The organism is Pseudomonas fluorescens (assembly GCF_902497875.1).
Classification (GTDB): domain Bacteria; phylum Pseudomonadota; class Gammaproteobacteria; order Pseudomonadales; family Pseudomonadaceae; genus Aquipseudomonas; species Aquipseudomonas fluorescens_BR.
On sequence record NZ_CABVHY010000002.1, the window covers coordinates 93092 to 115265 of the forward strand.

Genomic DNA, 22174 nt, shown 5'->3' on the forward strand with positions numbered 1-22174 from the left:
TTAGCTCTATTGGCTGTCATTCGACGGCAGACGCTTCAATCTTGTCCGGACGCGACACCTTGCTGTTGCAACGGCGCTGGTCCTGACGCTGGGCTACTTCTTGCACCTCACGGCGAGTCACAAGATCAGCCAAGCTGATACCGCTCAGAAATTCATGGATCTGCAGGCTGAGATCGCACCACAAATGGTGGGTCAGACACGTGTCGCCGGCATGGCAATCGCCAAGGCCCTGGCAACGGGTCGCATCGACCGACTCGTTCACTGCATCGATCACCTGGGCGACCTGGATCCCCTGCATGTCCCGAGATAGCTGATAGCCACCACCGGGACCACGAACGCTGGAAACCAGATTGCTGCGGCGCAATTTGGCGAAGAGTTGTTCGAGGTAGGACAGGGAAATGCCTTGGCGCTCAGAGATATCGGCCAGGGACACCGGCCCGTTTTGCGCGTGCAACGCCAGGTCGAGCATGGCGGTTACGGCGTATCGGCCTTTTGTAGTCAGTCTCATGGACAGGTACCACGGAGTTTCGGAATGGGGGCGAGTATGCAATTCCCGAGTATTTAAGTCAACTATAAGACCTAGTGTTTTACTCGGGTTTAGCTGCAAATTAGCGCGCGAATGATATCAGGGTCTGGGGCTTAATGGCACACCACTCAACGCGGTACCCATTTGCAAACCCCATCCGTAGGAGCTGCCGCAGGCTGCGATCTTTTCGGGATCGCAGCCGCCCTTTGAAGATCAAAAGATCGCAGCCTTCGGCAGCTCCTACAGATCCTTGCCTTTTACACAGGCGAAGTCTTCTTCGCGGAGTTCCGGCAGGTCCTTGGCACAGTAATTACTGCCCAGATCCTTCAACGCCCCGCACATCCCCTCCAGCCGACCATCGACCGCCTGCAGGTGATCGAGCAACTGGCCAATGGCCCGTGCGACCGGGTCAGGCATGTCTTCACCGACACCGTAGGCATCAAAGCCAATCTTCTCTGCCATGGCCTTGCGCTTGGCATCTTGCTCGTCATCAGACTTGACGATAATCCGCCCCGGAATCCCGACTACGGTCGCACCCGCCGGCACGGCCTTGGTCACGACCGCATTGGAACCGACCTTGGCCCCGGCCCCGACCGTGAACGGCCCCAACACCTTGGCGCCCGCCCCTACCACCACGCCGTCTTCCAGCGTCGGGTGGCGTTTGCCTGCGTTCCAGCTGGTGCCGCCCAGGGTCACGCCCTGATAAAGGGTGACGTCATCGCCGATCTCGGCGGTTTCACCGATCACGATGCCCATACCATGGTCAATAAAGAAGCGGCGACCGACCTTGGCCCCCGGATGGATCTCGATCCCGGTCAGCCAGCGGCCGAAGTTCGACACCACTCGCGCCAGCCACTTCCAGCCCATGCCCCACAGGGCCGACGACAGGCGATGGATCCAGATGGCGTGCATACCCGGGTAGCACGTCAGAACTTCAAAAGCGTTACGCGCCGCCGGGTCACGATGGAAAACACTCTGGATATCTTCACGCAAACGCTCGAACATCATTAATCCTTCCGCTTTAGAAGCTCGCCACGGGCCGCTTTCTGGGTTTCCGTGAGGATGCCACGCAATATATTCATTTCCGCCCGACTGACCGAGCTGCGTCCGTACAACCGACGCAGGCGCGCCATCAAGTGCCGTGGTTTTTCCGGATCGAGGAACTCGATGGCCACCAGGGTCTGCTCCAGGTGCTCATAGAATCGCTCCAATTCATCCATGGTCGCCAGCTCCCCGCTCTTGGTCGACGCCACTTCATCCTTCTCGACCTTGCTCGGCTGACCTTCGGCCGCCAGCCAGGACATGCGCACTTCATAGCTCAACACCTGCACCGCCGCCCCGAGGTTCAGCGAACTGAATTCAGGATCTGATGGGATGTGCACGTGATAATGACATCGCTGCAGCTCGTCATTGGTCAGGCCGGAATCTTCACGACCAAACACCAGGGCAATCTCGGCACCTTGCGCGGCCTCATCCACCACCTTTACCCCGCACTCGCGCGGATCGAGCAGTGGCCAGGGGATGCGACGGTCACGAGCACTGGTGCCCAACACCAGATTGCAGCCGACCAGGGCATCTTCCAGAGTGGCGACGACCTGGGCGTTTGCCAGTATATCGCCAGCACCGGAAGCCCGGGCATCAGCCTCGTGGTGCGGGAAAAACCGCGGTTCGACCAGCACCAGCCGCGACAGCCCCATGTTCTTCATGGCACGCGCAGCCCCGCCGATGTTCCCGGGATGACTGGTATTGACCAGGACGACACGAATGTTTTGCAGCACGGGAGGCGCTCTCGGACACGGGAAAGGGGAGCAAATCTTACAGACCATCCCGAAGTTAAGCTATGAAAGCGAACGTCGACCTTCATCTGTAGAAAGTTTCTGCTAGAATGCTCGGCTTTCTTTAACAACCTTAGGTGACACATCCATGCAGCCCATGCTGAATATCGCGCTGCGCGCCGCCCGCAGCGCCAGTGAATTGATTTTCCGCTCCATCGAGCGCCTGGATACCATCAAGGTCGACGAAAAAGACGCCAAGGACTACGTGTCCGAAGTTGATCGCGCTGCCGAACAGAAAATCATCGACGCGTTGCGCAAGGCTTACCCGACTCACGGCATCCTCGGCGAAGAAACCGGCATGCACGCCGGTAGCGGCGACGGCGTGGACTACCTGTGGATCATCGACCCACTGGACGGCACCACCAACTTCCTGCGCGGCGTTCCGCACTTCGCGGTCAGCATCGCCTGCAAATACCGCGGTCGCCTGGAACACGCAGTGGTTCTGGACCCGGTTCGCCAGGAAGAATTCACCGCCAGCCGTGGTCGCGGCGCTCAGCTCAATGGTCGTCGCCTGCGTGTCAGCGGTCGCACCAGCCTTGAAGGCGCACTGCTGGGTACTGGCTTCCCGTTCCGAGACGACCAGATGGACAACCTGGAAAACTACCTGGGCATGTTCCGCAGCCTGGTTGGCCAGACCGCCGGCATCCGCCGCGCCGGTGCTGCCAGCCTCGACCTGGCCTACGTGGCCGCCGGTCGCTACGACGCCTTCTGGGAATCGGGTCTGTCCGAGTGGGACATGGCTGCAGGCGCCCTGCTGATCCAGGAAGCAGGCGGCCTGGTGAGCGACTTCACCGGCGGCCACGACTTCCTTGAAAAAGGCCACGTCGTTGCCGGCAACACCAAATGCTTCAAAGCAGTCCTGACGGCCATCCAGCCGCACCTGCCGGCCTCGCTGAAACGCTAAGCGAACAGCCCCAAAAAAAGCACCCTTCGGGGTGCTTTTTTTTAGCCCGGGATTCGAGCCTGACCCCATCCCGAAACCACCACACACCAACTGTGGGAGCGAGCCTGCTCCGGGCGGCGATCCTACGATGAGGGCCTTACATTCAATATCGATGCTGCCTGACAGTCCGCTATCGCGAGCAAGCTCGCTCCCACAAGATCAAGATCAAAAGATCGCAGCCTGCGGCAGCTCCTACGGGGATGGGTGGTACATCACAAATCTCAGGCACAAAAAAGCACCCAATCGGGTGCTTCTTGTTGAGTCTGAAAATCAGCTCATCATTGAGCAGGTTCGTTCTGCCCCAAAACCAGCTGGCCTTCTTTGTTGACCGGAATCTGGTTGCCTGGATCACGATCCATGCGCACTTTGCCTTCCTTGCCATCCAGCGAATACTTCACGTCATACCCGACGATCTTGTCGCTGATGTCATTGACCGTGTTACAGCGAGTCTGAGTCGTGGTGTAGGTATCACGATTCTGCATGCCTTCCTGGACCTTGTTGCCGGCATAACCGCCGCCAACCGCGCCTGCAACGGTGGCAATTTTCTTGCCGGTGCCGCCGCCGACCTGATTACCCAGCAGACCGCCAGCCAACGCACCGACCACCGTACCGGCGATCTGGTGTTGATCTTTCACCGGCGCCTGCCGGGTCACCGTGACGTCCTTGCAGACCTCACGCGGGGTTTTGATCTGGGTCTTGACCGGTTCAACTGCCAGCACTTGCGCATACTCAGGGCCGCTCTTGACCAGGTTATAGGTGGCAACAGCGCCCCCTGCAGTCACACCGACAGCACCCAGTACAGCACCAACGAGCATCGACTTGTTCATCATGAACCTCCTGACCATCACATGCGGGACAAGCCCGCGCTTCTCCCAGCCTTGGAGCACAAAAAAAGGCGCGAGTTCAATACTCGCGCCTTTTTGGGTGATGCCAGAAGCGACGTTTGCCGTTATGGGCGGTCGTCCACTTCCTTTTCAGAGGTAGCTGGAGGAATCAGATCCTCAGTGCTCAGGTTCAGCCAGATCAGCACTACGTTGGCGATGTAGATCGACGAGTAGGTACCCGCCATCACACCAACGAACAGCGCGATGGAGAAGCCGAACAGGTTGTCACCACCGAAGAACAACAGTGCCGCGATCGCCAGCAAAGTGGAGATCGAAGTCGCCATGGTCCGCAGCAGGGTTTGCGTGGTCGAGATGTTGATATTGTCGATCAGGCTCGCCTTGCGCAGCACCCGGAAGTTCTCACGAACCCGGTCGAATACCACGATGGTGTCGTTCAGCGAGTAACCGATGATCGCCAATACCGCCGCCAGCACCGTCAGGTCGAAGGTGATCTGGAAGAACGAGAGGATACCCAGGGTCACCACCACGTCGTGGATCAGCGAGACGATGGCACCGACCGCGAACTTCCACTGAAAGCGGAAAGCCAGGTAGATCATGATGCCGCCCAGCGCCATCAGCATGCCGAGGCCGCCCTGGTCGCGCAGCTCTTCACCCACCTGCGGGCCGACGAACTCGACGCGCTTGACCACTGCCGGGTTGTCGCCGCCGACTTTCTGCAGCGCTTCAGCGACCTGATGACCCAGTTGCGGGTCCTCACCAGGCATCCGCACGAGCAGATCGGTCGTCGCACCAAAGCTCTGCACGATGGCGTCGTTATAACCGGCCTCGGCCAGCTGGGCACGTACCTTGGAGACATCAGCCGGACGTTCGTAGGTCAGCTCGATGAGCGTACCGCCGGTGAAGTCCAGACCGTAGTTCAAGCCCTTTTGGAACCAGCTGAACAACGCCAGAACGGTGAGCAGCAATGTGACGCCGAACGCAATGTTGCGAACGCCCATGAAGTTGATTGTACGTAACATGGCAGCCCCTTAAATCCACAACTTCTTGAAGTCACGACCGCCGAAGATCAGGTTGACCATCGCGCGGGTCACCATGATGGCCGTGAACATCGAGGTAAAGATCCCGAGGGACATGGTCACCGCAAAACCTTTGACCGGGCCGGTGCCCATGGCAAAGAGAATCCCGCCGACCAACAACGTGGTCAGGTTGGAATCGAGAATCGCGGTAAATGCCCGGCCGAAGCCTTCGTTGATTGCCCGCTGCACGGACATGCCGGCAGCGATCTCTTCACGGATTCGCGAGAAGATCAGTACGTTGGCGTCGACCGCCATACCCATGGTCAATACGATACCGGCGATACCTGGCAGGGTCAGCGTCGCACCCAGCAAGGACATCAAGGCCAGCAGCATCACCATGTTCACCGCCAGCGCAACCGTGGCAATGATGCCGAAGAAGCGGTAGATGGCGATGATGAACAGCGAAACGAACAGCATGCCCCACAGGGAAGCATCGATACCCTTGACGATGTTATCGGCACCCAGGCTCGGGCCGATGGTGCGTTCTTCAGCGAAGTACATCGGCGCCGCCAGACCACCGGCACGCAGCAGCAGGGCCAGCTCGGAAGCCTCGCCCTGACCGTTCAGGCCGGTGATGCGGAACTGGCTGCCCAGTGGCGACTGGATGGTCGCCAGGCTGATGATCTTCTTCTCTTCCTTGAAGGTCTGCACCGGCACGTCTTTCTCGACACCGTTGACCACCTGCTTGGTGTAGGTGGTGACCGGCCGTTGCTCGATGAAGATCACTGCCATGCTGCGACCGACGTTGCTGCGCGTCGAACGACTCATCAGCTCGCCGCCGTGGCCATCAAGCTTGATGTTCACCTGCGGACGACCCTGCTCATCGAAACCTGCCTGAGCGTCGGTCACCTGGTCACCGGTGATGATCAGGCCACGTTCGATCTGTGCCGGCGGACGACCGCCCTCACGGAACTCGAACGACTCGGAACTGGCTTTCGAAGCACCCGCATCGGCGGCCAGACGGAATTCAAGGTTGGCAGTCTTGCCGAGGATCCGCTTGGCTTCAGCGGTGTCCTGCACGCCCGGCAGCTCAACCACGATACGGTTGGCACCCTGACGCTGAACGATAGGTTCGGCAACACCCAGCTCGTTGACGCGGTTACGTACCGTGGTCAAGTTCTGCTTGATGGAGTATTCACGGATTTCCGCCAGCTTGGCCGGGGTCATCGCCAGACGCAGCACCGGTTGACCGTTGAGGTCGGCAGGTGTCACTTCGAAATCGTTGAAATTCTTGCGGATCAGTGCACGGGCCTGTTCGCGGGCAGCCTCATCAGTGAAGCCCAGCTGAATGGCACCCTCGAGTTGCGGCAGGCTGCGATAGCGCAGTTTCTCTTTGCGCAACAGGCTCTTGACGTCGCCTTCGTAGACTTTCAGGCGGGCATCGAGGGCTTTATCCATGTCCACTTCCAACAGGAAGTGCACACCACCGGACAAGTCCAGACCCAGCTTCATCGGGTGCGCGCCAAGGCTGCGCAGCCATTGTGGAGTGGTTTGTGCCAGGTTCAGCGCTACGACATAGTCATCACCCAGAGCCTTGCGCACCACGTCTTTGGCTGGAAGTTGATCTTCCTGCTTGATCAGACGCAACAAACCGCCCTTGCCTTTCTCCGCCAGGGTGGCAGCCTTGACGTTGATCCCGGCGTCGGTGAGCGCTTTGCTCGCCCGATCCAGATCAGCCTGAGTGACCTGCAGCGCAGTACTTGCACCACTGATCTGAATGGCCGGATCGTCAGGGTATAAATTGGGAGCGGAATAAATAGAGCCGATCGCCAGCACCGCCAGGATCAGTATGTATTTCCACAGAGGGTATTTGTTCAGCATCACGCCGCCCGCTTATGACGCGGGGCGCCTTGCGCGCCCCGTCGATTGGTAAAAGTTGGAACTTAGATCGCTTTGAGCGTGCCTTTTGGCAGCGTGGCGGCGATAGCGCCCTTCTGGAACTTCAGCTCTACCTGGTCGGAAACTTCGAGCACTACGAAATCATCGGCCACTTTGGTGATCTTGCCGGCGATACCGCCAGTGGTCACAACTTCGTCACCCTTTTGCAGGTTGCCCAGCAGCGCTTTCTGCTCTTTGGCGCGCTTGGCCTGTGGACGCCAGATCATCAGGTAGAAGATGACCAGGAAGCCGACCAGGAAAATCCACTCAAAACCACCGCCCATTGGGCCAGCAGCAGGTGCAGCAGCATCAGCCATGGCATTAGAGATAAAAAAGCTCATTTAGCACTCCAGTTGCAATATTGAATCTTAGGGTCAGAAAACTCAGTCCAAAGGCGGTACAGGCAACCCGCGTTTGGCATAGAAGGCATCGACAAAGGCGGCCAATGTACCCTGTTGAATAGACTCGCGCAAACCAGCCATAAGCACCTGGTAATGGCGCAAATTATGGATGGTATTCAACATGCTACCCAGCATTTCGCCGCATTTGTCCAGATGATGCAGATAAGCGCGGGAGAAGTTCTGGCAGGTGTAGCAATCGCAGGTCGGATCCAGCGGCGTATCATCATGGCGATGGAACGCGTTGCGGATCTTCAGCACACCGGTATCGATGAACAGATGCCCATTGCGGGCATTGCGGGTTGGCATCACGCAATCGAACATGTCCACACCGCGGCGCACACCCTCAACCAGATCTTCCGGTTTGCCAACGCCCATAAGGTAACGAGGTTTGTCAGCGGGCATCAGACCCGGCAGGTAATCCAGCACCTTGATCATCTCGTGCTTGGGCTCGCCCACCGACAAACCGCCGATCGCCAGGCCGTCGAAGCCGATCTGGTCGAGGCCTTCCAGGGAGCGCATGCGCAGGTCCTGGTGCATCCCGCCCTGAACGATACCGAACAGTGCGGCGGTATTCTCGCCATGGGCATTCTTCGAACGCTGGGCCCAGCGCAACGACAGCTCCATGGAGACTCGCGCCACGTCTTCATCGGCCGGGTACGGCGTGCATTCGTCGAAAATCATCACGATGTCCGAGCCCAGGTCGCGCTGGACCTGCATCGACTCTTCCGGGCCCATGAAGACTTTCGCGCCATCGACCGGCGAGGCGAAGGTCACGCCCTCCTCCTTGATCTTGCGCATGGCGCCCAGGCTGAACACCTGGAAACCACCGGAGTCGGTCAGAATCGGGCCTTTCCACTGCATGAAGTCGTGCAGGTCGCCGTGCTTCTTGATCACTTCCGTGCCAGGGCGCAGCCACAGGTGGAAGGTGTTGCCCAGGATAATCTCGGCGCCGGTGGCGGTGATATCCCGCGGCAGCATGCCCTTGACCGTGCCATAAGTGCCAACCGGCATGAACGCTGGGGTTTCAACGGTACCGCGGGGAAAGGTCAGACGACCACGACGAGCCTTGCCATCAGTGGCGAGCAACTCAAAAGACATACGACTCATGCATGATCCTCAGGGGCCAAACCCTTGGGGGCAGTTGGCGCAGGGTTACGGGTGATGAACATCGCATCACCGTAGCTGAAAAAGCGGTACCCATGCTCGACGGCCGCTGCATAGGCAGCCATGGTTTCGGGATAACCGGCGAACGCCGAAACCAGCATTAACAATGTGGATTCAGGCAAATGGAAGTTAGTCACCAGGGCATCGACCACATGGAACGGCCGGCCTGGGAAAATAAAGATATCGGTGTCGCCGCTGAACGGCTTGAGCACGCCATCGCGCGCCGCGCTCTCCAGCGAACGCACGCTGGTGGTACCCACCGCCACCACCCGCCCGCCACGGGCCCGGCAGGCCGCCACCGCATCCACCACGTCCTGGCTGACTTCCAGCCATTCGTTATGCATGTGGTGATCTTCGAGACGCTCCACACGCACCGGCTGGAACGTCCCGGCGCCAACGTGCAGGGTCACAAACGCCGTCTCGACGCCCTTGGCGGCAATCGCCTCCATCAACGGCTGATCAAAATGCAGCCCGGCGGTCGGCGCCGCCACCGCGCCCAAACGCGCGGCATACACCGTCTGATACCGCTCGCGGTCCGAACCTTCATCCGGGCGGTCTATATAAGGAGGCAACGGCATGTGCCCGACGCGGTCGAGCAGCGGCAGCACTTCTTCGGCAAACACCAGCTCGAACAACGCATCATGGCGCGCCAGCATCTCGGCCTCGCCCCCGCCGTCGATCAGGATCTTCGAACCGGGCTTGGGCGACTTGCTGGAACGCACATGGGCCAGCACGCGATGACTGTCGAGCACCCGCTCGATGAGGATTTCCAGCTTGCCGCCGGAAGCCTTATGGCCGAACAGCCGCGCCGGAATCACCCGGGTATTGTTGAACACCATCAAATCGCCCGGGCGCAAAAGCTCGAGCAAATCAGTGAATTGACGGTGTGCCAGAGCGCCGCTGACCCCATCCAGGGTCAACAGGCGACTGCCACGACGCTCAGCCAAAGGATGGCGAGCGATCAAGGAATCAGGGAGCTCGAAGGTAAAGTCAGCAACGCGCATGATGGAGTTCGTCTAGCAGGGCCGGGAAGTTTAGCGGAAATAGTCAAAATTGACCATGAAACGTGATTGACCAACGGTAATCTCATCTCTATACTTCGCCGCCATTGAGCCCTGATGGCGGAATTGGTAGACGCGGCGGATTCAAAATCCGTTTTCGAAAGGAGTGGGAGTTCGAGTCTCCCTCGGGGCACCAAAATTAAGAAAGGCCTTGCATTGCAAGGCCTTTTTTTCGTCTGTAGAAAAGCTCCCTGCCCTGCGCGCAATCCAATGACACCACGCGCACCCCTGTAGGAGCTGCCGAAGGCTGCGATCTTTTGATCTGGCTCTTTCTGTGCGCCGGCTCACCTCGGCTAACGGAAGATGAACAACAGACCTGTCACCTCTATCCGCCCTATCGGTAAGACCTCACAAGGATCCACCTTATGGAATCGCCACTGGAAACCGTCGCCCTTTTCTGCCTCAAGCTGGCTTACGAGACGCAAGGTCAAAGTCCGATTTTGCGCGACGATCTGATAATGAGCGGTTATCAGAGGGAGGTATTTGGCTTGCTGGTGCGCAGAGGTGATGTCCAGGCTATCCAACTTAAAGTGGATGAATGCCTGGGTTTGGCGCTGAAAGCGGTAGGCGGCGCTAATACACCGCTAGGTCGCGAGCTGCATAGGCTGTCAGCAGATTTCGGCAGTGCTCAGACCATGGAGCAGCTTCATACCCCGCTCATCGCGCTCAAGGACTACTTGAAAGACATTCAGTGAATAACGCGGCCACCACCACGTCCCCCTGACTACACCACCTTGCGCCATTACCTACAAATCCTCCAGAATCCGCCCGCTTGTGCGCCTTGCCCCACGGCACTAACGTTCTCCTGTCGCTGCCCATCAGCGATCGGGTTTAGTCGCCCGTGGTTACCTAAGGTGCATTGCGCTACCGTCATTCAGGCATTCCCTATCGCCTGTACTTGATGGTGGCTGTGCGCAGGGCGCCTTCGGGCGCGCCGGATTCTTAGGTTCCCCGGTCGACTAACCTGCGTACAGCTGCCACCCCTTCGTTTAGTCGCGAGGTGGTTGCAGCGCCACTTGAGGAACCTAAGCCAATGTTCAAAGTCACCCCCAATCCCCCTGAAACCCCAAACGTTTCCCCCTACGAATCCCTCGATTCAAAAAAACTCCACGCAGCCGCCTACCGCGCCCTCGACCACTACCTGACCCCACCACCATCGAACAAGCCCCGCTCCAACGACCAGCGCCCAAACCAATTCTTCACCGTCGCCCCAGACATCAACCCCGAAGCACTACTGGCCCATACCTACGAAACCTTCTGCTCGGCCAGCATCCTGACCCTGGATCTTTCCGATGACCTGGAAGGCAAACACCGCAACCTCGCACTGGCGATCTATAGCCTCATGGAACTCGGGTTGTTGCTGATCGAAAAGACGCTGGATCGCGAGCATTCGGTGAAGGTGTAGACAGCTAGCAAAAACGCGCCCGCGTCGATCGCGGGCGCGCCAAAGTTGAATGGATTTGGTGCCAATGGTGCCGAGCGCAGAATCTGTGGTGAGGGGCTTTGTCACGCGCTGACCCAGTCCGTCAAACCGCCTGAATACCTGGTTCTACAGAAACAAAAAAGATAGGTTCATTTTTCAAGAAACCGGCAAGCCGGGAAATAAGTCAGCCCCCACCTTTCTCCAACTTTTTTACAAGGCAGCTTGTTGTTTCGGTGGGCTGACTGGGTTGCCGTGTAGGAAATGGATTTATTTTTTTGCGACATTTCCTATTTGCTCCTGACCCCCATGCCATTCGGGTTACGGCCTGTTAGCGTCCCACTGTCTTATTCATCAGCGCACCGATATTCGCCCGGTTAAGTGCTCTTGCCGAGGGGACGACAAAAAGGGGATCAAAAAGGGGACAGATTTATTTACCGCACACCGCACTTACCAACAAAATAAATCTGCCCCTTTTTTTCGCCCCCTTTTTCCGATGCACTTGTCGAGGGCATGACGGACGAAATTAAAGCGGCCTTTTCAAAAACAATAAATATCAGATGATACAAACCTCATCAATTAAACACATTATTAATTTAGAGAATAGTTCAAGGAAAGAAAATGAGCATCCCCATACCACAGTTAACTTCCTTACGATTTTTCGCGGCCGCGATGATCGTTATCCAACACTCTGCAAGTTACTTCCATATTTGGGAGGACTTCACAAAGAGCTTTACTCTTATTCAAGGCGTGACATTTTTCTTCGTTTTATCCGGCTTCATTCTTACCTACGTTCACAGCAATCTTTCTGGCGCGGGAAACTCGGTGAGATTTATATGGGCGAGGATAGCCAGAGTTTGGCCCGCTCACTTTTTCACGATGGGGCTTTTGTATTTGCTATGGGTCTATCCATTTGCAACGGGACTGGTAGTCACCACCGAACAGACCTTGCTCAATGCAACGCTAACCCAAGCATGGAGTCAGCTACCGTCTAACTTCTTTGCATTCAACGGCGTGGCTTGGACACTGTCAGTTGAAATGTTTTTTTACGCAATGTTCCCATTATTGATTTTAAATTTTTCAAAGACCTGGCATGTCAAGCTAGCGATATCGTTTGCCATGGCAATGGCAGCAGTTTTTATCGCTGTATCAACCAACGCCCCACCCTACGGCCCTGGAAATGTAGTAACCACAGCATCATGGGTTTATATATGGCCTCCAGCGCGGCTTTTCGAGTTTGTTCTTGGCATGGTTGCGGGCAAAGCATTTCTTTTATATGGAGCCAAGGTTAGGGCATCTGGATTTAAATCACTTGGATTGGTGGCGCTACTGATAATTATCCTCAGCGCCTACTCTATGCCAGAAATCGGTTGGGCCCTTGAAGGAAAAGGCTTGATAGGCCCAGCTTTGAAAGGCTGGATCACGGTCAGCAGTGCGTCCATTTTCTTTGCCCTAGGGCTTTTCCTGCTAGCATCTAGTACCGGGGTAGTTGCGTCTATCTTGGGCTGGCGACCGCTCGTTCTACTTGGAGAAATAAGCTTTTCCATTTACCTAATCCACCAGATCGTCATCCGATCGTTGATGATCAACCCTACTTGGACAGAGGGCGTTGATCCTGTTTTCGCCATGATCGGCTATTGGGCATTCACCATTGCAGCGTCGTCCTTGCTGTGGGTTCTGATCGAAAAACCATGCCAGCGTGCAATGCTGACATTGATCAAGCGTAAGCCAGCGTTAAACTCTGAAACTCAACAGGTATAACGTTGAAGGCCGCAGTCATCACTGTGGCCTTTTTTCAACCAACGAAATACTTTGCATCAGGTGGTGCCACTGTCCCGATGGCTGTAACCGTCTCGCCTGGCAACATCCATAACGGCGCCATCGGATAAGGCACTACAGCCGTGAAGCCATTCTGACTCAGCGTCACATTACCGATAGTTCCGCCAGCCATATGGAAACGGATGGGGTTACCCGTATTGTTGGCGAAAGAGAACGGGAGTGTCACAATCACCGCAACCACTCTCTGAGGTGCATCCTCACTTCTGCCGGTTTTCAGATTCATGTTGTCTTTGAATCTGGTACGGGTGCCAGCATCAGTAATTACAGCAGCACCCAAGCCTCGGCAATATTTAATTTGAGACAGTAGATTGTCAGTAGCCCCTGCGATAATTTGAACAGCGTCATGGTTACCACCAACAAGCTGGCAATTCTTTGCGGTTGAATTGAACACTACTTTTGTTGTATCGCACCCACGAAACTCTATGTACTGACCTCCGCAGTCGATGTCTCGATTCGTGTTTACCTCAAGGTCAATCCCATTAAATTTGTCATTCAGAGCGGTGACTGCAGCAAAAATACCGGTCTCGGTGCAATACTCTGCATCACCACTTGGAAAATAGTTGCCAAGTGTGGACTGAAGCCATATTCCATACTCACAACTTTGAACGGATGCATAGAAAGTGTTGTAGGCAGTCTGCGTATCTGGAACGCCGTTGTCCGCGAGCATATAACCAAACATGGGTTTCCCCCCAAGATACCAACCACCTGATTCATCATTGGTAACGTTCACGTCAAACGAATTCAATACAGCGCCCCTAGTGTACAGCCCGGCGCTCGTAACTCCGCATCCATAAACTCGGCCAATAATCTTTGAGCGAAGAATATTCCTAACGTTGAAGCCGTGCATCGTAGCGGGGCCGCCCCTGGCGATAATTTGCCCGCCACCGACACCAAAAGAAACGTTACTGACCTTTGCCGGTAATGGGCCGGCGTCAATAATTACCGTGTCACCGATCCCATTGTTGGTAAAAAATACCCTTCCCTTTGGTCGAACTACGATTCCTTCGACTGCCCAGTTTGGAAAGGTCACTGCCGCTATATCACCAGCTTCAAGGTCTATAAACGTTCTCTTCAAAGAAGATAATGTGGCCTTGGCTACAAGGGCAGCTAGCGCTGCCGTGTTGTCCCCGGTGCCGTCAACCAGGGCGCCGAATCTCATTGCACTTAGCTTTTTCGATTCGCGAACCCAGCACCCAACCCCGGACGGGTCTGTTTCACCGGTTTTGGCAAGGAAAGCCGGCAGGTTCGCTGGGGAGTTATCCCACGGCACTGTAGGGCTGATAATCGTTCCGCCATCGTGGCCCGACTTTGGCATCGTTGGATCAAAACGAAAAATGTCACCTCCGCCCGCGCCATCCCCGTAATAGCTGTACACCTTGACCCTTACATTTGTAGCCGTCTCAACCAGTTGCATGTCACGAATACTGTCCACACTTCTGTACAGATATGCTCTTAGATAGTCGTACAGCGTCATCCCATCGTAGGCGATACCTATAATATTATTCACCATACCACAGACAGAATCAATGTAAGCGCCAACCCAATTGCGGGTTACTGCGTCTTGCCCTTCGGTCGGGTCGGCAACATTACTAATTTTGCGGTTCTCCGCAGAGAAGTAATCCCTCCCGAACGATCTTTTCAAAGCCCGAGCGAAGCCCGAATAGCCCTGCTGAATCAACATAGTGCGACGATCGAATACGTTCTCATGAGTCTCAGCAAGGAGTTTCCCTTGGTTTCGTAGGGAAGTAAGCCGAAAGGCATCCATCTCCCGGGACACAACAAGCTCGCCAGGGCCTGCAAGCGCGGTAGTCGTGATGACGCTCCCACCATCTTCGTCACCAGCACCACTAACCGTGTACTGGCCGCCGAGTGTCAAAGCGTTGCTGACACCAGCCGGATTTACATATGTGACAACAAGATCTTCGATCGCCATAAATTTGAAATAGAACGGGAAATTGGTCGTAATTCCATTTGTCGAAAACTCCGCAATGCTGTTGTCTGTGCTAACGGTCACTTGTGCGACTCCTTTTCCGAATGTCTAACTCTGAAATAGGCTTACACCTGTTTCGCCCTAACATCCGATACGGTGCATTGGGCGTTGTATCTTTACGACAGAAGCAGGCGCACCTAGTTGTAGTCATGATCGCCTCCAGCACCACCAGCTCTGCCTATGCAAGGTCAGTCGGTTGGTGGAGCAAAAATTCCTTTGTATGGATTTTTTTGATAAGAACAGAAAAGGAGACAACAAAAAAGGCAGAAAAGGGGACAGAAAAGGACAGAAAAGGGGACAGACTTATTTACCGAAAAAAATAAATCCGTCTCCTTTGCCAACACGGCTCTTAAAAAAATCCGTCCCCTTTTCCCAGATGCGAACAACTCGGTCTCGACGTACGCGCCCGCTGGCAGCGCAGCAATTGAAGCCCGCGCCTTGGTGCAAAGGTCTTCCACACACCAGCTGTTCCTTTTTCCTGATCCCATTACGTCCTCCTGAAAATAGATTAGAAGGTGTAAACCTTATTCAGGACGGGACAAAAAACACATTCGTGCTCCGTCCTTTTCCGTCCGGCAGTAGGTCTTGCCCATTTAGCATTTCACACTGCTCCATCGCCTTTGTTTTTCACATAGCTCATCGAAACAGGTAGTTAGCAGATAGCAAGTAGCGTGATCTGGTATCTGCTAAACTGTTCTGCGACAGCGATGTCGCCTAATAGTAACTATGCGTTTGAGCGCAAAGGCTAAGAGTCTTTAACTATGAATGAATTAAATGTCTTCGTCAGCGTCGGTGCGGCCTCGACTGATCAGCAGGATGTATTCATTCGAGCAGTGGAGGACAGGCTTCGGAGTGAAGGACTTGTTCCCCATACTGTTGGACGAAACACTTTCAGTTCGGATGCTCCTTTGAAGACAGTGACCGAACTCCTGGACAAATGTTCAGGCACGGTTGTCATCGCTCTTGAACGTTCATATTTCGCTTCCGGTGTCGAGAAACGCGGTGGGCCCAAGGAATCATCGCTGTCAAATGTCAGATTACCTACGCCCTGGAACCAGATCGAAGCTGCAATGGCTTACAGCAGAGGGCACCCTCTGCTGGTCGTTGTTGAAAGCGGTCTCAAGAGCGAAGGCTTACTTGAGCGCGGCAACGACTGGTATGTACAGTGGCTCATACCAGATGCCGCAGCACTCAGTACAACCGAGTTCAACGGCGTACTTGCTGATTGGAAACAAAAACTCGCACAATCATCGGTCAAGACAACACCAGCGCCCAAGTCCGTATCAGAATTTACTGTTGCGGAACTATTGGGCGGGCTAAAGCCTACGCAGCTATGGAGCGTCCTTGTCACCTTAGCCGCGCTCCTCGGCGGAGCCTTCGCTCTAGGTGGTAAAATTTTCGGTGTGTGAAAGAGATGCAAAAAACAATTCCGCCCCCTTTTCCTGTCGATCAGCCGTTCGGCCAGGGCACTGACACGCGGGTCGCCCATGTTCTGCCCCAGCAAGGAATGCCCCAACAGGCAGGCATTCCAGGTAATAAAATCGAGCCCTTCACACAAGGGCTCGTAGTCCATAATCAGTACATCGCACCTCGAAAAATTGATTGCTTCAAGCTCTGGAACACTCCATAGCCGCGTTGATCAACCTGCCCTTGTCATACCAGGCATCTCTCTGGTGGACGGAATAGTAATTCCCGCCTGCAGACCCAGACAGTTCAACAAGCCCTGCTGCTTTATTTGGATCAAGGTTTCCAACGAACAGTTTGGTTTTGCCATTCTCCTCAACGGTAAAGGTCTCTATCCCTCCCTGAATATCATCCTTGATGCAGGCTATATAGTCCGCGTTGCCCTTGGCGGTCACCCCGGAAACATTATCGTGCCCCTGCCTTATATCGGGGTTATATGCGCAGCCGGCAGCCAGCAACAGGATGGAAAGTAACGAAACCGTGCCATGGCTGACTGAGCTTGAGAACTTAGTAACTAGTGTGCTTTTCATGGTGGTGCTCCACGTTATCGCTTGAGTCAATCGACTAGAATCAATGCGGGCTTTTTCGCATCCTTCAGAAGAAACACCAGAAACTTGGCGGGCTTGTCCTGGCTGGCGTTGCGTCCAACCGTGTGCACGTCTTCTGGTCCTTCATAGAAGCTTTGCCCAGGCGTCAGCGTGACTTCCTTGCCGCCCTTCACACCCATGACGATGGAGCCTTCGAGTACGTAGATGAAGCCATGGGCGTCGTGACGATGAACCGGATCGGCCCCACCGGGCGGAAACTCCACCGTGATCATCAGCCCTTCTTTTCCGGGGTACTCGGGAAGCGCTTTGACCATCACTGTCTCGACGCTCGGGGGCGGCGCGGTGGCTGCCTTGTCCTCGGCCATGACGAGCCCGGTGCACAACAAGGGCAGCAGGGCGAAAAGATGATGGATTTGCATGTGGCTCTCCTCCTCTGGAATTGCGGGAAGACGCCTGATTCCGTCGATCGGGATGTAGAGGGCTGGTTGGTGGCGATCTTTAATGCGGTCGCCACCTGCCGGCCGGCCTACCCGCTGGCGCGGAGCCGCAGAGCTCTTGAGTCAGGCCTTGAAGTGGGTTGCTCCGTGATCGGATTTGCAAAAAGGGACTGAGCTATTAGCCGAAAAACACATCCGTCCCTTTTTCCGGTCTTTTTCCGGTCCCTTTTCCCTCCATGGTCATTTATCGTCCCTCTTTGCTGACGATTGTCGCCGACTTTCAGCGCTCTCTTCGGCGTTGGGAGCTTTAAAAACACTCCCCGGCGTGAACACATTGGTCTGCAAGTTGCTTGCATCAACTTCGGCGACACCATGAACCGTACGCACCAGGTCAATGGCCTGTTCACACTGTCTATGAGTGTTGACGCGACCGCTCAACGACACAGTGCCTGCATGGGTTTTGACATTGATGTGCAGGCCAAGGCTCGGTTCGGCAAAGGCCAGGGCCGACTTCACCTTGGTGGTAGTCCACGTGTCGTGAACGGCCATTCCCAGATCATGAGAGTAATGTTGGAAGGAGTGATTTTTCATGGCGCAACCCTCTCTCGCGTAATCAGACGTCCTGTCCGTCCCATTCGCTGTGCTGCTTTGTGCCTGTCAGGCGAGCGCTATGGATACCTGATTCGTTTTGGAGTGCTCGCCACGCAAACATTTGCACACGTTATTATAGTGCGGTCGCTGCGTGCGGTCGGAGCGCTCTCCCGGCGGGCGTCCGCACCTGTCTTTGATATACAAAACGCCCCTTTCCCCGAAAACAGATCTGAGAATCATCTGGCCGGCCTCCCCACCTCAGATTGCCAGACCCTCTCGTTCAAAAAAACAAAGACCGCCCCATTTCCCCGCGCGTCCACAGGTCATCAGCCGCGTCATTACAGAGCAAACCTACATCAACCAAAGAAACGTCTGATTTATCTCCCCCATCGCCTTACCTAGCGTGTTCGTCCCTGCAGATAAAACAAGGACATAGACCGCATGAGGCGTTATCACATCACCGTCGGGGCCAAAACCACCGTCGACGGCACCGTGCGCACCGGCTGGCAGTACAGCACCATCAATGGCCTGGCCATGGCCCGCGAAGGCGATGAGGTCTATTGTCCGGAATGCGACAGCACCGGGGAGATTGTCTGCGACGGCCCGCGCCTGGTCGATCTGCTGGAGGGGCGCAACGCTGCCCTGGAGGGTGACCTCTGCAAGTGCAAGTGCGACCCGCCACCCCGGCTGATTGCCAACCAGACCCTCAGGTGTCAGGAGATAGACGGTGGCGACGTCGCGCCGCGCCCCCGAGCTGCCGCTCAACCCGCCGCACCGGCCGCCGCCCGCCACTCGGTCACCGAGCCGCGCCCCTCCGGTTTCGCGCCTGCAGCGAGCCGTCCCACTCCGACCTTCGCTGAATTGCCGGGACGGGTCTGCGAGAACCTCTGGCTGGGGTACCAGCAACGAGCCGAGTCCGTCGTGGCGCCGGGCGGCAGGTTGATCGTCGACCCCAAGGCGCGTAATCGCGCGATCAATGCGGCCTACGCCCAGTTATGGCTGCACGATCAGCGTTTCCAGTGGGCGGGCCTCGCAGCCTTCGCCTCCAAGCAGGTCGGTTGCGGCCTGCTGCACGCCGCTGATTCGATCGATAAGATTCAGGCTGAATATGAGGCGGGACAGGGTCTGAAGAATAGCGCCAGTAAAGGGTTCTTTGGTTTGTTCAGCCGCAGTGAGCGAGATAGGCAGGCGAAACTGCGGGACTTCGAGCAGGCACAACGGGATTATGAGCAAGCCCTGCGCAACAACCCGCTGCCGAGCATTGACCTCGGGCGTGGCGACGAATCACTGTCGTATGCGCAGCAGCTGTACCAGTACGTGTACGAAATGCTGGCCATGGGCAATACCACGCTGTTTCTGGATATATTTCCGCTGCATGTTTTTTACCAGGAGCGTGGGTTGCAGGCGCTCGAAACCTGTTTGGAGTCGCGTCAAAACATTTATGGGCATGACCAGCACCCGGTGCTATGGCCGGTCGGGCAGAAGAAACTAAGGTTCGGTCATGACTACAAGGAAATCCTGCAAGCCTTCCAGGCCATTGAGGCTGGCAATATCGCCGAAAGTGTTAAGTCTCTTGCGACGCACGAACAGGTCAACATCCTGCAACCGGTGATGTACAGCAACTCGAAATTGGTAGCTCTGCTGCGCGGCAACCACGTCACCTACGTCACAGGCATCCCGTCCGGCGTCGCGCAAGCCATCGAACTGACACTGGCCAGCCAGTGCCGTCCTGTCGATGATGGACGCACCATTGGTTTCAGCAACAACCCCATGGCCGACCTGTCCGATATCCATCAGCGCATGCCCTTCGTGCTCAAGGCCGCGGCGCAGTTTGACGAACTGTTGCATGACGGCAATCGCCACCAGATCGAACAGGCGATTCGGGATATCGCCGCAGGCCGGGGCGTACGATGAATTGGCTCGCACAGGTGGGCTGGCGACGTGGCGGGGTCGGGCTGGTCGTTGTCGGACTCCTTGCGTGGGGGGCTATTGAATTGCAATCGGAAAAGGAAATCGCACTGGTGATTGGCGAGCCTTACGAGTCCATGCGCCAGCGCTCCAGTGCGGTCATTGGTCCCGCCATTCCCGGGCAAGTTTCGTTCAACATTCCCAAGTCTGATGCCCGCCTTCGTTTCACAGACCCTCAATACGGGTTCGTGACCCCACTGGCCCGCTTCTTCACGGTTATTTACCGTAATGAGCTGATCAACAGTGTCCGGATGTCCCCGCAGATCGAGCCACTGTTGCTCGACGACACGCTCAAGATCGTGCTGGATTTGCAGGAGCAATGGCGCCAAGGCGGGTGGAGGCCAATCCGGGTCAAGAACTTTCCATCGTTCGCCGACACCCCCCAATGGCGTGCCCGATTGCAAGACGAGAACAAAGGCGGTGTTGCTTACTGGAAAGCAGATGACAAGTATCAAGTGATGCTAATAGTCGGGCGCTTCGAGGATGACAAGCGCCCCGACGAGGAGCGCTACCTCATCACGCTGGCACTTGCCAGCCCATGGGGTGGGTCTTGACCCTGCGCCTTGATGACGGACGCACCGTTGGCTTCGGCAATAACCCCATGGCCGATCTGTCCGACATCCATCAGCGCATGCCCTTCGGGCTCAATGCAGCGGCGCGGTTTGATGAGCTGCTGCGTGACGGCAATCGCCACCGGATCGAACGGGCGATTCAGGATATCGCTGCAGGCCGGGGCGTGCGATGAGTTGGCTCGCGCATCTCGGCTGGCGGGGCGCGGTATTTGCACTGGCGGTCGCTGCCCTCCTTACGGTGGCGGCGATTCAGGTGCAATCGAGTGAACCGGAGATCGCGCTGGTGATTGGCGAGCCTTGGGAAACCATGCGTCAGCGCTCCAGCTCCACCATTGATCCAGCCATTCCTGGGCATTACTGGTTCAACATTCCCAATGTCTGATGCCCGCCTTCGTTTCATAGACCCCCAATACGGGTTCGTGACCCCACTGGCCCGCTTCTTCACGGTTATTTACCGTAATGAGCTGATCAACAGTGTCCGGATGTCCCCGCAGATCGAGCCACTGTTGCTCGACGACACGCTCAAGATCGTGCTGGATTTGCAGGAGCAATGGCGCCAAGGCGGGTGGAGGCCAATCCGGGTCAAGAACTTTCCATCGTTCGCCGACACCCCCCAATGGCGTGCCCGATTGCAAGACGAGAACAAAGGCGGTGTTGCTTACTGGAAAGCAGATGACAAGTATCAAGTGATGCTAATAGTCGGGCGCTTCGAGGATGACAAGCGCCCCGACGAGGAGCGCTACCTCATCACGCTGGCACTTGCCAGCCCATGGGGTGGGTCTTGACCCTGCGCCTTGATGACGGACGCACCGTTGGCTTCGGCAATAACCCCATGGCCGATCTGTCCGACATCCATCAGCGCATGCCCTTCGGGCTCAATGCAGCGGCGCGGTTTGATGAGCTGCTGCGTGACGGCAATCGCCACCGGATCGAACGGGCGATTCAGGATATCGCTGCAGGCCGGGGCGTGCGATGAGTTGGCTCGCGCATCTCGGCTGGCGGGGCGCGGTATTTGCACTGGCGGTCGCTGCCCTCCTTACGGTGGCGGCGATTCAGGTGCAATCGAGTGAACCGGAGATCGCGCTGGTGATTGGCGAGCCTTGGGAAACCATGCGTCAGCGCTCCAGCTCCACCATTGATCCAGCCATTCCTGGGCATTACTGGTTCAACATTCCCAATGTCTGATGCCCGCCTTCGTTTCATAGACCCCCAATACGGGTTCGTGACCCCACTGGCTCGCTTCTTCAGCATTAGTTTCGATGATGAGCTAGTCAGCGATGTCCGTATGTCCCCACAAATCGAGCCGCTATTGCTCGACGATACACTCAAGGTCGTGCTGGATTTGCAGGAGCAATGGCGCATAGGCGGCTGGACGCCAACCCGGATGGACTTTCCATCGTTCGCCGACACGCCGCAATGGCGTGCCCGATTGCGCGACGTGAACAAAGGCGGCAAAACTTACTGGCAAGCCGGCAACCAGTATCAAGTGATGCTGGTGGTTAATCGCTTCAAGGATCATAAGCGCCCCACAGAGGAGCGCTACCTCATCACGCTGGCCCTGGCCACGCCGTGGGTAAAGCCATGACCCGGCGCGTTGAGGACCGAAAATAGATCCG

The 22174-nt window shown here is 56.3% G+C and carries 22 protein-coding genes, 1 tRNA gene and 2 pseudogenes; 12 read left to right on the top strand and 13 right to left on the bottom strand.

Annotation, left to right across the window (positions count from 1 at the left end; all coding sequences use genetic code 11):
• Nucleotides 1-16: 16 nt before the first annotated feature.
• The 3 genes from iscR to trmJ form a co-directional block, all read right to left on the bottom strand.
• Nucleotides 17-508 (bottom strand): Fe-S cluster assembly transcriptional regulator IscR, encoded by a 492-nt coding sequence (iscR, locus tag F8N85_RS01880; RefSeq protein ID WP_150801998.1) that lies wholly within the window; start codon nt 506-508, stop codon nt 17-19.
• A gap of 258 nt (nt 509-766) precedes the next feature.
• On the bottom strand, nt 767-1531 hold the full coding sequence (cysE, locus tag F8N85_RS01885) for a serine O-acetyltransferase (RefSeq protein ID WP_150801999.1): 765 nt from the start codon (nt 1529-1531) through the stop codon (nt 767-769).
• 2 nt (nt 1532-1533) lie between these two features.
• Complete coding sequence (gene trmJ, locus F8N85_RS01890; protein ID WP_150802000.1) at nt 1534-2304, bottom strand: tRNA (cytosine(32)/uridine(32)-2'-O)-methyltransferase TrmJ; 771 nt, start codon at nt 2302-2304, stop codon at nt 1534-1536.
• Between the two features lie 145 nt (nt 2305-2449).
• On the opposite strand from trmJ, the gene suhB reads away from it, so the two are divergent.
• Nucleotides 2450-3265, top strand: coding sequence for an inositol-phosphate phosphatase (gene suhB, locus F8N85_RS01895; RefSeq protein WP_150641554.1), 816 nt, complete (start codon nt 2450-2452; stop codon nt 3263-3265).
• Between the two features lie 317 nt (nt 3266-3582).
• Here the strand turns inward: suhB and F8N85_RS01900 are convergent, their stop codons facing one another.
• From F8N85_RS01900 to queA, 6 genes are all read right to left on the bottom strand, one after another.
• Nucleotides 3583-4131, bottom strand: a complete 549-nt coding sequence (locus F8N85_RS01900; RefSeq protein WP_150802001.1) for a glycine zipper 2TM domain-containing protein — start codon at nt 4129-4131, stop codon at nt 3583-3585.
• A 122-nt stretch (nt 4132-4253) separates the two neighbouring features.
• Nucleotides 4254-5168, bottom strand: a complete 915-nt coding sequence (gene secF / locus F8N85_RS01905) for a protein translocase subunit SecF (RefSeq protein ID WP_150802002.1) — start codon at nt 5166-5168, stop codon at nt 4254-4256.
• 9 nt (nt 5169-5177) lie between these two features.
• On the bottom strand, nt 5178-7046 hold the full coding sequence (gene secD, locus F8N85_RS01910; protein WP_150802003.1) for a protein translocase subunit SecD: 1869 nt from the start codon (nt 7044-7046) through the stop codon (nt 5178-5180).
• 62 nt (nt 7047-7108) lie between these two features.
• Nucleotides 7109-7444, bottom strand: coding sequence for a preprotein translocase subunit YajC (gene yajC, locus F8N85_RS01915; RefSeq protein WP_150802004.1), 336 nt, complete (start codon nt 7442-7444; stop codon nt 7109-7111).
• Nucleotides 7445-7486: 42 nt separating this feature from the next.
• Nucleotides 7487-8602, bottom strand: a complete 1116-nt coding sequence (gene tgt, locus F8N85_RS01920; RefSeq protein WP_150802190.1) for a tRNA guanosine(34) transglycosylase Tgt — start codon at nt 8600-8602, stop codon at nt 7487-7489.
• Nucleotides 8603-8607: 5 nt separating this feature from the next.
• Nucleotides 8608-9672 carry a tRNA preQ1(34) S-adenosylmethionine ribosyltransferase-isomerase QueA gene (gene queA, locus F8N85_RS01925; RefSeq protein WP_150802005.1) on the bottom strand — a complete coding sequence of 355 codons (1065 nt, stop codon included), beginning with the start codon at nt 9670-9672 and terminating at the stop codon, nt 8608-8610.
• 108 nt (nt 9673-9780) lie between these two features.
• Here queA and F8N85_RS01930 point away from each other — a divergent pair.
• From F8N85_RS01930 to F8N85_RS01945, 4 genes are all read left to right on the top strand, one after another.
• Nucleotides 9781-9865: transfer RNA gene (locus F8N85_RS01930), tRNA-Leu, on the top strand.
• A 229-nt stretch (nt 9866-10094) separates the two neighbouring features.
• A complete protein-coding gene (locus F8N85_RS01935) occupies nt 10095-10424 on the top strand; it encodes a hypothetical protein (RefSeq protein ID WP_150802006.1) in 330 nt (109 codons plus the stop codon).
• 338 nt (nt 10425-10762) lie between these two features.
• On the top strand, nt 10763-11134 hold the full coding sequence (locus tag F8N85_RS01940) for a DUF6124 family protein (RefSeq protein WP_150802007.1): 372 nt from the start codon (nt 10763-10765) through the stop codon (nt 11132-11134).
• A 636-nt stretch (nt 11135-11770) separates the two neighbouring features.
• Nucleotides 11771-12910: an acyltransferase family protein gene (locus F8N85_RS01945; protein ID WP_150802008.1), complete on the top strand. Its 1140-nt coding sequence runs from the start codon at nt 11771-11773 to the stop codon at nt 12908-12910.
• Nucleotides 12911-12944: 34 nt separating this feature from the next.
• Here the strand turns inward: F8N85_RS01945 and F8N85_RS01950 are convergent, their stop codons facing one another.
• Entirely contained in the window at nt 12945-15002 is a 2058-nt protein-coding gene (locus F8N85_RS01950) for a hypothetical protein (protein ID WP_150802009.1), read from the bottom strand.
• A gap of 737 nt (nt 15003-15739) precedes the next feature.
• Here F8N85_RS01950 and F8N85_RS01955 point away from each other — a divergent pair.
• Nucleotides 15740-16387: a hypothetical protein gene (locus tag F8N85_RS01955; RefSeq protein ID WP_150802010.1), complete on the top strand. Its 648-nt coding sequence runs from the start codon at nt 15740-15742 to the stop codon at nt 16385-16387.
• A 198-nt stretch (nt 16388-16585) separates the two neighbouring features.
• On the opposite strand, the gene F8N85_RS01960 is transcribed toward F8N85_RS01955, so the two are convergent.
• The 3 genes from F8N85_RS01960 to F8N85_RS01970 form a co-directional block, all read right to left on the bottom strand.
• Nucleotides 16586-16972: a hypothetical protein gene (locus F8N85_RS01960; protein WP_150802011.1), complete on the bottom strand. Its 387-nt coding sequence runs from the start codon at nt 16970-16972 to the stop codon at nt 16586-16588.
• A gap of 26 nt (nt 16973-16998) precedes the next feature.
• Complete coding sequence (locus F8N85_RS01965) at nt 16999-17409, bottom strand: cupin domain-containing protein (RefSeq protein WP_191636089.1); 411 nt, start codon at nt 17407-17409, stop codon at nt 16999-17001.
• Nucleotides 17410-17667: 258 nt separating this feature from the next.
• A complete protein-coding gene (locus F8N85_RS01970) occupies nt 17668-18018 on the bottom strand; it encodes a BON domain-containing protein (protein WP_150802012.1) in 351 nt (116 codons plus the stop codon).
• Between the two features lie 441 nt (nt 18019-18459).
• On the opposite strand from F8N85_RS01970, the gene F8N85_RS01975 reads away from it, so the two are divergent.
• The 6 genes and pseudogenes from F8N85_RS01975 to F8N85_RS02000 all read left to right on the top strand — a co-directional run bounded on the left by F8N85_RS01975 (nt 18460) and on the right by F8N85_RS02000 (nt 22143).
• A complete protein-coding gene (locus F8N85_RS01975; protein WP_150802013.1) occupies nt 18460-19932 on the top strand; it encodes a PAAR domain-containing protein in 1473 nt (490 codons plus the stop codon).
• Nucleotides 19929-20540: a hypothetical protein gene (locus F8N85_RS01980; protein WP_150802014.1), complete on the top strand. Its 612-nt coding sequence runs from the start codon at nt 19929-19931 to the stop codon at nt 20538-20540. Before F8N85_RS01975 ends, F8N85_RS01980 begins: the two co-directional genes overlap by 4 nt.
• The gene (locus F8N85_RS01985; RefSeq protein ID WP_191636090.1) at nt 20537-20731 is read left to right on the top strand and encodes a hypothetical protein; all 195 of its coding nucleotides are present in this window, start codon (nt 20537-20539) and stop codon (nt 20729-20731) included. Before F8N85_RS01980 ends, F8N85_RS01985 begins: the two co-directional genes overlap by 4 nt.
• Nucleotides 20728-21343, top strand: a pseudogene (locus tag F8N85_RS01990) (hypothetical protein). Before F8N85_RS01985 ends, F8N85_RS01990 begins: the two are co-directional and overlap by 4 nt.
• The gene (locus tag F8N85_RS01995; protein WP_191636090.1) at nt 21340-21534 is read left to right on the top strand and encodes a hypothetical protein; all 195 of its coding nucleotides are present in this window, start codon (nt 21340-21342) and stop codon (nt 21532-21534) included. The pseudogene F8N85_RS01990 and the gene F8N85_RS01995 overlap by 4 nt, the downstream one beginning before the upstream one ends.
• A pseudogene (locus F8N85_RS02000) lies at nt 21531-22143 on the top strand (hypothetical protein). The gene F8N85_RS01995 and the pseudogene F8N85_RS02000 overlap by 4 nt, the downstream one beginning before the upstream one ends.
• The last annotated feature ends 31 nt before the right edge of the window (nt 22144-22174 follow it).